The organism is Kitasatospora sp. NPDC051705 (assembly GCF_044453265.1).
Taxonomy (GTDB): Bacteria; Actinomycetota; Actinomycetes; order Streptomycetales; family Streptomycetaceae; genus Kitasatospora.
Genome location: NZ_JBITCO010000054.1, coordinates 1 through 9,657, shown reverse-complemented (window position 1 = coordinate 9,657; position 9,657 = coordinate 1). Strand labels below are relative to the sequence as shown.

General features: G+C 72.6%; 4 protein-coding genes and 1 rRNA gene. 3 read left to right on the top strand and 2 right to left on the bottom strand.

The window, feature by feature from the left end; all coding sequences use genetic code 11:
- Both rrf and ACIA8Q_RS33630 read left to right on the top strand, forming a co-directional pair.
- Positions 1–87 (top strand): 5S ribosomal RNA (gene rrf / locus ACIA8Q_RS33635); the annotation flags it as partial.
- Positions 88–185: 98 nt separating this feature from the next.
- Positions 186–1,031, top strand: a complete 846-nt coding sequence (locus ACIA8Q_RS33630) for a phosphatase PAP2 family protein (RefSeq protein ID WP_396318300.1) — start codon at positions 186–188, stop codon at positions 1,029–1,031.
- Here the strand turns inward: ACIA8Q_RS33630 and ACIA8Q_RS33625 are convergent.
- Complete coding sequence (locus ACIA8Q_RS33625) at positions 1,024–1,587, bottom strand: acetate uptake transporter (RefSeq protein ID WP_360221042.1); 564 nt, start codon at positions 1,585–1,587, stop codon at positions 1,024–1,026. The two genes, ACIA8Q_RS33630 and ACIA8Q_RS33625, sit on opposite strands and share 8 nt — an antisense overlap.
- 299 nt (positions 1,588–1,886) lie before the next feature.
- Positions 1,887–4,448, bottom strand: coding sequence for a SpoIIE family protein phosphatase (locus tag ACIA8Q_RS33620; protein ID WP_396318299.1), 2,562 nt, complete (start codon positions 4,446–4,448; stop codon positions 1,887–1,889).
- 411 nt (positions 4,449–4,859) lie between these two features.
- On the opposite strand from ACIA8Q_RS33620, the gene ACIA8Q_RS33615 reads away from it, so the two are divergent.
- Positions 4,860–9,527 (top strand): HAMP domain-containing protein, encoded by a 4,668-nt coding sequence (locus ACIA8Q_RS33615; RefSeq protein WP_387905667.1) that lies wholly within the window; start codon positions 4,860–4,862, stop codon positions 9,525–9,527.
- Positions 9,528–9,657 lie beyond the last annotated feature (130 nt).

Sequence of the window (9,657 nt, the reverse complement as noted above, 5' to 3'; positions counted from 1 at the left end):
GGTTACATTCCGAACCCGGAAGCTAAGCCTCACAGCGCCGATGGTACTGCAGGGGGGACCCTGTGGGAGAGTAGGACGCCGCCGAACAATCATTCCAAAAAGACCCCCTCCCACTCGGGAGGGGGTCTTTTTGCGTTAACCTCTGCCAACACACGAACCGGAGTTGGCTGGAGAGGCGCGATCCGTTGCAGAACCTGACTCTCACCTGGCAGTCAGCCGGGGGCGCCGCGGTCGCTCTCTACGGTGGTGCGTACGCCGCCGGCAGGGTCCGGAAGCCGTCGTTGTCGGCGCTGCTGCGGGAGGCCGGCACGCTGCTGGCGCTGTTCGCGCTCTGGCAGCTGGTGGGGCACCTGTCGGTGATGAGTGTGGACCACGCGGTCGACCGGGCGGGGTGGATCCACCGGACGGAGCTGGCGGTCGGCCTGCCGGACGAGGCGTCCTGGCAGGCGGCGGTCACGCCGTACCCGGTGCTGGTGAAGCTTGCGAACTACTACTACGCGGTCATGCACTTCCTGGTGATGCTGGCGGTGCTGCTCTGGGTGTTCCTGCGGCACCGTGAGCGGTACGCGTGGGTGCGGAACACGGTGGTGATCACGACGGCGGTCTGCCTGCTGGTGCAGTTCGTCCCGGTGGCGCCGCCGCGGATGCTGCCGCAGAACGGCTTCGTCGACGTGGCCGCGCAGTACGGGCAGTCGGTGTACGGGGGTGCCGTCGGCGGGGTGGTGGTGGCGGACCAGTTGTCGGCGATGCCGTCGGTGCACGTCGCCTGGTGCGTGCTGGCGGCGGTCGCGGTGGTGCGGGTGTCGAGGAGTCCGCTGCGGTGGGTGGTGCTGCTGCACCCGGTGCTGACGGTCGCGGTGGTGGTGGTGACGGCCAACCACTTCTGGGCGGACGGCATCGTCGCCGTCCTGATCCTGCTCCTCGCGTACGCCGTGCTGGCGCTGGTGGCACGCCGGCGGGGCCGGGCCTCCGTCGACACGGAGGCCCGACCCCGGCGTGGTGCGGTGGATCAGCCGGAACAGGTCACTTGAGCGGCAGGGCGATCCTGCCCCAGGCGCCGTTGCTCAGTGCGGACGTGGCCCAGTACCAGGCGGCGAGCCCGGAGACGGCCGCGACCCAGCCGGCGAACTTGGCGAGCCCGCCGTAGCCACCGAAGGTGGCGACCGCGGACAGGACCAGGGAGAGGGTGAACAGGCCGTAGACGACGCGGCTGACCAGGCCCGCGCCCCAGCTGGCCGCGGTGAGGGTGAGGGCGAGCAGCGCCCACAGCAGCAGGAAGAGCCCGGCGGCGTTCTTGCCGGCCCCGCCGGCCGCGGACCAGGTCGCCCAGAAGGCGCCGAGGCTGGTGAAGGCGGTGCCGGTGAAGGCCTCGCCGCCGCGGAGCTGCCAGAGGCCCGCGACGAAGAGGGTTATTCCGCCGACGAGGTGGGCGAGTTGGGCGGCGTCCCCGACCCCGGTGCCACTGAGGATCCCGGTGGAGAGCAGGCCGTAGGCGAGCAGTGTGAGGCCGAGTGCGAGGTAGCCGAGGTTACCCGCGTCGGCTCCGGTGGAGCGGGCGTTCGTTGCCCCGGTAGCTTCGTTGCTCACCGGAGGCTCCTTTCACTCTGGGCGCGCGCAGGGCGCAGTCAAGGCAGTGGTGTGGTCCGATGAGGTGGATGCGCGCGACCGCGCCGAGGGCGCACGGCTGGAGCGTGCGCGGGCTGCGGTCAGAAGTGATGGGCCAGCGGGAGAGCCGCTGGTCGCGTCCCCGCCGGGGGATTCCCCGGTGAGATCGGTGTACCCGGCCGAACTCGCTTGTACCCTTGTGAATCCAACAATTCGTGACGTCGTCAGCTGTCGAACGCTCACGGCCGGCCCCGGAACGGGCCGGAATCCGACGGATCCGGTCAGGCGGTCCGCTGGGCCGGCACCCGCAGGGTCAGGATGGCCATGTCGTCGGAGGGCGGCTCCGGGGCGAAGCGCTCGACGGCGCGCTGCACGCGCAGGGCGACCGCTCCGGCGGTCAGGCCGGTGCAGCCGGTGAGCACCTCGGCGAGTCCGTCGTCGCCGAGCATCCGGCGGCCCTCGCGGCGTTCGGTGACGCCGTCGGTCACGCAGAGCAGGACCTCGCCGGGGGAGAGCACCAGGTGTTCGGCCGTCAGGTCGAGGTCGTCCATGACCCCGAGCAGCGGCTGCGGGGTGGCGGCCCGGTCGACCCGGCCGTCGGTGCGCAGCCGCAGCGGCAGCGGGTGGCCGGCGCAGACCAGGGAGAGCTCGGTGCTGCCGTCCGGGCGGGGCGTCAGCTCGCCGTAGAGCAGGGTGAGGAAGCGGCTGCGCGAACCCTCGTCCAGGATGGCCGCGTTGAGCCGGCGGAGCACCTGCGGTGCGTCCAGTCCTTCGCGGGCGAGCAGGCGCAGCGAGTGCCTGGCCAGTCCGGTGACGGAGGCGGCCTCCGGGCCGGTGCCGCAGACGTCGCCGATGGCGAAGCCGTAGGTGCCCTCGCGGATGGTGAACAGGTCGTAGAAGTCGCCGCCGACCTCGTTGCCCTCGCCGGCCGCCTGGTAGTAGACGTCCACCTCGACACCGGGGATCTCGGGCAGCTCGGGCGGGAGGAGGCTGCGCTGCAGGGCCTGGCTGGTGGCGGTGCGCTCGGAGTAGAGGCGGGAGTTGTCGAGCGCGAGGGCGGCGCGGCGGGAGAGGTCCTCCGCGAGTTCGAGGATCTCCTGGCGGAAGCGGACGCCGGACGGGACGCCGAGGGCGAGCAGGCCGATGACCCGGTTGCGGGCGGTCAGCGGGAGGACCACGGTCTCCCCGAGCAGGCCGGCGAGTTCGGGGCCGTCGTCGAGCCCGCCGGCGGCGGCGGTCTCGACGGGAGCCGACCAGAAGCGCACGCCGTGGGTCGGGCCGGCCTCCGGGGCCGGGGTCTTCTCGAGCAGGCCGCGCAACGGGTCGATGCGGTCCTCGTCCTCGTGCAGGACGAAGGCGAGACCGGCCGCGGCGCTGTGGTCGCCCTTGGTGTAGACGGCGCACCAGGAGGCGAGGGTGGGAACGGCCATCTGGGCCATCAGCGCGAGGGTCTGCTCGTGTTCGAGGGTGCCGGCCAGCAGGTCGGAGGCCTCGACGAGGAAGGACAGCGAGCCCCGGCGCAGCCGCTCCAGCTCGGTGAGCCGGGTGCTCTCGACGGCGAGGGCGACCCGGTCGGCGGCGAACTGCAGGCGCAGTGCGTCCTCGTTGTCGTAGCGGCCGGGGGCGGCGGTGGCGATGCCGAGCGAGCCGATCAGCCGCCCCTCGACCTTGAGCGGCACGGTGACCAGGGAGCGCATGCCGCTGCCGGTGAGCAGCGGCAGGCCGGTCGGTCGCGCGGTGAGGTCCTCGTGGACGGAGGGCAGCCGGGCGGAGTCGTACCGGTTGCCGGTGTCGACGGGGAACCGGGCCCGCCGGCGGTGGCCGGAGGTGAGTCCGGTGGCGGCGCGGACCTCGAACTCGGTCTCGTCCTCGGTGGTGAGGAGCAGGTACGCGGCGTCGGCGTCGAGCAGGTCGCGGGCGCGTTCGACGGTGCGCTGGAGCAGGGTGTCCAGGTCGTCGGTGGCGACCGGGCCGGCCAGCAGGTCGAGCCGCGGACCGGTCGGGTCGGTCCGCTCGCCGGGCAGCGTGCGGGCGGGGGAGCGGAGCACCGCGCGGTCGGGTTCGAGGACGAGCAGACAGAGGGTGGACGGGACGCCCTCGGTGTCCCGGACGCGGACCTGGACGCCGTAGACCTCGACCTCCTCGCCGTCGGCGCGCCGGACGCCGTAGCCGCCCTCCCAGCGGGCCATCCGCAGGGTGTCGGCCAGGTCGGGGCCGCGGTCGGCCGGCTGGGGCCAGACGGCGAGGTCGGCCCAGGGGCGGCCGAGCACGGCGGCGGCGGGGTACCGGAAGAGCGCCTCGGCGTCCGGGTTCCAGGCGAGGACGCGGCCGTCCTCGTCGAGCTGGACGACGGCCACGTGCACCGGGCCCGGGCCGCTGGGCAGGTCGCTGCCGGGGGTGGCGGGGACGGCGTAGCGGGTGCCGGCCACCGGAGCGGGCAGGGCGAGCCGGAACCAGACGGTCTTCGTGCCGGCCGCGTACTCGACGCCCCAGCGCTCGGCGAGGGCCGAGCACATCAGCAGGCCGCGGCCGCCCTCGCCCTCGGGGTCGGCGTAGCGGTCGGAGGCGGTGACGGGGCCGTCGCCGAGCGCCGGGAGGCTGCGCTCGGGGTGGTGGTCGGTGACCTCGATCCGCACCGTCCCCTCCTCGCGCAGGCAGCAGACCTCGGCGGCGGTGCCGGCGTGCACGACGGCGTTGGTGACCAGCTCGCTGACCAGGACGACGGCGTCGTCGACGACCTCGGGCAGGCCCCAGCCGAGCAGCGCGTCCCGGACGAAGCCCCTGGCGGCGGCCGCGGACCGGCCGTCGGGGTCGAAGGTGGCGGCTGCGCGCGCGGTGACCACGTTGCCACTTCTCCTCTGCTGCTCTGGCCCTGGCTGTCCGGGGTGCGGCGCGGACTCCCCCGCGTGCCGTCGGGGTGGGCGGCGGCGCTGGGGCGGGTCGCGGCCCGGTGCAGCGCTCCACCCTACTTTCCGCTTGGTTCCCCGTGGGGGCGGGGCGGCGAAACAGGCACCTGAGGGTGATTCTGCCCACCTGTTTCGGACGGCGGGGCACCAACCGAGCGCAACCGGCCGTGCACCCGGTGCCGGTGCTGCCAGACTGGGGGGTCCGCGACGGTCGGTTCGAGCAGTACGGTCGATGCGGGTGCCGGTGGACCGAGTGGGCCGCCGGCGCAGCCCGGCCGGGCCGGTGCCGGGTGCGTGCCGTACCGGCACGGGAGGTCACCGGACAGTTCACGATGTGGGAGGGGCCCGTTGAGTTCGGCCACCAAGGACGCAACCGGTACGACGCCGCCCGCCCAGCGCGGCGGGCGGTCCGGGACCGCGCCGCGGAACGCGGCCGGCCGGCGAGCGAACCACAACCGGGGAGCGGAGCCGGCCGAGCTGCGGAAGCTGCTGTCCGCGCTGACCGCGATGCGGGACGGCAACTTCCGCCGGCGGTTGACCGTCCCGGGGGACGGGCCGCTGGCGGAGATCGCCGCGGTGTTCAACGAGGTCGCCGAGCGCAACCAGCACCTGACCGGCGAACTGGCCCGGGTGCGCCGGGCGGTGGGCCGCGAGGGCCGGCTGAACGAGCGGCTGGAGACGGGCGCGGGCGAGGGCGCCTGGATGGCGGCCGTCGACAACTGCAACGCGCTGATCGATGACCTGGCCCGCCCGATGTCCGAGGTGGGCCGGGTGCTGACCTCGATCGCCGAGGGCGACCTGGACCAGAAGATGGAGCTGCGCTCGCTGCACAGCAACGGGGTGAGCCACCCGCTGCGCGGCGAGTACCTGAAGATCGGCCGGACCGTGAACGGCCTGGTGGACCAGCTCTCGGAGTTCACCGACGAGGTGACCCGGGTGGCCCGCGAGGTGGGCACCGAGGGCAAACTGGGCGGCCAGGCCAAGGTCCGCAGCGTGTCGGGCAGTTGGAAGGACCTGGCGGACTCGGTCAACACCATGGCCGGCCGGCTGACCGCGCAGGTGCGCAACATCGCCCAGGTGACCACGGCGGTGGCCAAGGGCGACCTGTCCCGGAAGGTCACCGTCGAGGTGGCCGGCGAGATGCTGGAGCTGAAGAACACCGTCAACACGATGGTGGACCAGCTGAACGGGTTCGCGGCGCAGGTCACCGGGGTGGCCCGGGACGTCGGCACCGAGGGCCGGCTGGGCGGTCAGGCGCAGGTGCCGGGCGTGGCCGGCGTCTGGCGCGACCTGACCGACTCGGTGAACTTCATGGCCGACAACCTGACCGGCCAGGTGCGCAACATCGCCCAGGTGACCACGGCGGTGGCGCGCGGCGACCTCTCGCAGAAGATCGAGGTGGACGCGCGCGGCGAGATGCTGGAGCTGAAGAACACCATCAACACGATGGTGGACCAGCTCTCCGGCTTCGCCGAGCAGGTGACCCGGGTGGCCCGCCAGGTGGGCACCGAGGGGCGGCTGGGCGGCCAGGCGCAGGTCCCCGGAGCGGCCGGCGTGTGGCGCGACCTGACCGACAACGTCAACTTCATGGCCAACAACCTGACCGATCAGGTGCGCAACATCGCCCAGGTGACCACGGCGGTGGCGCGCGGCGACCTCTCGCAGAAGATCCAGGTGGACGCGCGCGGGGAGATCCTGGAGCTGAAGAACACCATCAACACGATGGTGGACCAGCTGGGCGCCTTCGCGGACGAGGTGACCAGGGTGGCCCGGGACGTCGGCACCGAGGGCATCCTCGGCGGCCAGGCCAGCGTGCCGGGGGTGTCCGGCACCTGGAAGGACCTGACCAACTCCGTCAACCTGATGGCCAACAACCTGACCAGCCAGGTCCGCAACATCGCCGAGGTGACCACCGCGGTGGCCCGCGGCGACGTCTCCAAGAAGATCACCGTCGACGCGCGGGGCGAGATCCTGGAGCTGGTGACGACCGTCAACACGATGGTGGACCAGCTGTCGGCCTTCGCCGACGAGGTCACCCGGGTGGCCCGCGAGGTGGGCACCGAGGGCATCCTGGGCGGTCAGGCCCGGGTGCGCGGGGTGTCGGGGATCTGGAAGGACCTGACCGACAACGTCAACTTCATGGCGTCCAACCTGACCGGACAGGTCCGCAAGATCGCCGAGGTCGCCACCGCGGTGGCCAGCGGCGACCTCTCCAAGAAGATCAGCATCGAGGCGCAGGGCGAGGTCGCGGCGCTCGCCGGGACCCTCAACACGATGGTCGACCAGCTCTCCTCCTTCGCCGTGGAGGTGACCAGGGTGGCCCGCGAGGTGGGCACCGACGGCACCTTGGGCGGCCAGGCGAGCGTGCCGGGCGTGGCCGGCATCTGGAAGGACCTGACCGACAACGTCAACCTGATGGCCAACAACCTGACCGGCCAGGTCCGCAACATCGCGCTGGTGATCACGGCGGTGGCCCGCGGCGACCTCTCGCAGAAGATCGACGTCGACGCGCGCGGCGAGATCCTCCAGCTCAAGACCAGCATCAACACCATGGTCGACCAGCTCTCGGCCTTCGCCGACGAGGTCACCCGGGTGGCCCGCGAGGTGGGCACCGACGGACGGCTCGGCGGCCAGGCCAGGGTGCCCGGCGTGGACGGCACCTGGCAGGACCTCACCGAGTCGGTGAACGAGCTGGCCAACAACCTGACCCGGCAGGTGCGCGCGATCGCCCAGGTCGCCACCGCGGTGACCAGGGGCGACCTGAGCCTGCGGATCGACGTGGACGCCGCCGGCGAGCTCGACGAGCTCAAGGACAACATCAACCAGATGATCGCCAACCTGCGCGAGACCACCCGGACCAACCAGGAGCAGGACTGGCTCAAGACCAACCTGGCCCGGATCTCCGGCCTGCTGCAGGGCCGCCGGGACCTGGAGGCCGTCGCCTCGCTGATCATGACCGAGCTGACCCCGGTGGTCTCCGCCCAGCACGGCGCCTTCTTCCTCGCCCAGCCGGCCGGCCGCACCGCCGAACTGATCACCGAGGACGACGACGAGAACGACACCGTGCTGCGCCTGATCGGCAGCTACGGCTACCAGCGGCGCGCGATGCCGACGACCTTCCGCCCCGGCGAGTCGCTGATCGGCCAGGCCGCGGTGGAGAAGCGGGCGATCATCCTCAAGGAGGCGCCGCCCGGGTACCTGAAGATCGCCTCCGGGCTCGGCGAGGCCTCGCCGGCCCACATCGTGGTGCTGCCGGTGCTGTTCGAGGGCCGGCTGCTCGGCGTGATCGAGCTGGCCACCTTCAGCTCCTTCACCACCGTCGCGCTGGACTTCCTCAACCAGATCGCCGACCTGATCGGCGTCACCGTGAACACCATCAGCGTCAACACCAAGACCGAGGGGCTGCTGCTGGAGTCCCAGCGGCTCACCGCCGAGCTCTCGATGCGCTCCGCCGAGCTGGAGGCGCGCCAGGAGGAGCTGGAGCGCACCAACGAGGAGCTGCAGGAGAAGGCCGAGCAACTCGCCCAGCAGAACCGCGACATCGAGATCAAGAACAGCGAGATCGAGGAGGCCCGGCAGGTCCTGGAGGAGCGCGCCGAGCAGCTCGCCCTGGCCTCCCGGTACAAGAGCGAGTTCCTCGCCAACATGTCGCACGAGCTGCGCACCCCGCTCAACTCGCTGCTGATCCTGGCCAAGCTGCTCTCCGACAACAACGAGGGCAACCTCTCGCCCAAGCAGGTCGAGTTCGCCGACACCATCCACGGGGCCGGCTCCGACCTGCTCCAGCTGATCAACGACATCCTCGACCTGTCCAAGGTCGAGGCCGGCAAGATGGACGTCCGCCCGGCCCGGATCGCCCTCGTCCAGCTGGTCGACTACGTCGAGGCCACCTTCCAGCCCGTCGCGCTGGACAAGAGCCTGGACTTCGCCGTCCGGGTCTCGCCGGCCCTGCCGGTCACCCTGCACACCGACGAGCAGCGGCTCCAGCAGGTGCTGCGCAACCTGATCTCCAACGCGGTCAAGTTCACCGACACCGGCGCCGTCGACTTCTCCATCGCCCCGGCCGGCCCGGAGGTCCCGCAGCACGTCCGGGAGCGGCTGCTGGAGGCCGGCTCGATCCAGGGCCCGGACGACGAGCTGATCGCCTTCTCGGTCTCCGACACCGGCATCGGCATCCCCGGCAACAAGCTGCGGGAGATCTTCGAGCCGTTCCGGCAGGCCGACGGCACGACCAGCCGCAAGTACGGCGGCACCGGCCTCGGACTGTCGATCAGCCGGGAGATCGCCCGGCTGCTCGGCGGTGAGATCCACGCCGAGAGCGAGCTGGGCGAGGGCTCCACGTTCACGCTCTACCTGCCGCTGCGCACCGAGGCGCCGGACGCGGCCGCGACCGAACGCCAGGCCGCGCCGCACGCCCCGGCGCTGCGCGCCTCGGTCGGGGTGACCCCGGTCGGGACGCCGGTGCCGGTCGGCGAGAACCCGGCCGACCACTGGGCCCAGGAGGTCCGCGAGCTGGCCGAGGAGCGCCGCCGCGGCGCGGTGGAGCGCCGGCGCACCGCCGCGCTGGACACCACCGTCGCGAGCCGCCAGGTGGAGCCCGCCCCGCCGCGGCCCGGCCGCGTCGACGCGCGCTTCGACGGCCAGCAGGTGCTGATCGTGGACGACGACGTGCGCAACGTGTTCGCCCTCACCAGCGTCCTGGAGCAGCACGGCCTGACGGTGCTGTACGCCGAGAACGGCCGCGAGGGCATCGAGATGCTGGAGCAGCACGAGAACGTCGCGCTGGTCCTGATGGACATCATGATGCCGGAGATGGACGGCTACGCGACCACCGAGGCGATCCGCCGGATGCCCCAGTTCTCCGGCCTGCCGATCATCGCCCTGACCGCCAAGGCCATGAAGGGCGACCGCGAGAAGTCCCTGGAGGCCGGGGCCACCGACCACATCACCAAGCCGGTGGAGACCGACCACCTGCTGTCGGTGATGCGCGAATGGCTGCGCCCGGGCCGCGCGTAGCCGCCCGGGACGGGGGGGGGCCCCCGGGGGCCCCCCCGCGGGGGGGGGGGCCGGGGCGCCGGGGGGGGGGGGGGGGGGGGGGGCGCCCGGGGGGGGCGCCCCCCCCCGGGGGGCCGGGCGCCGCCACCAC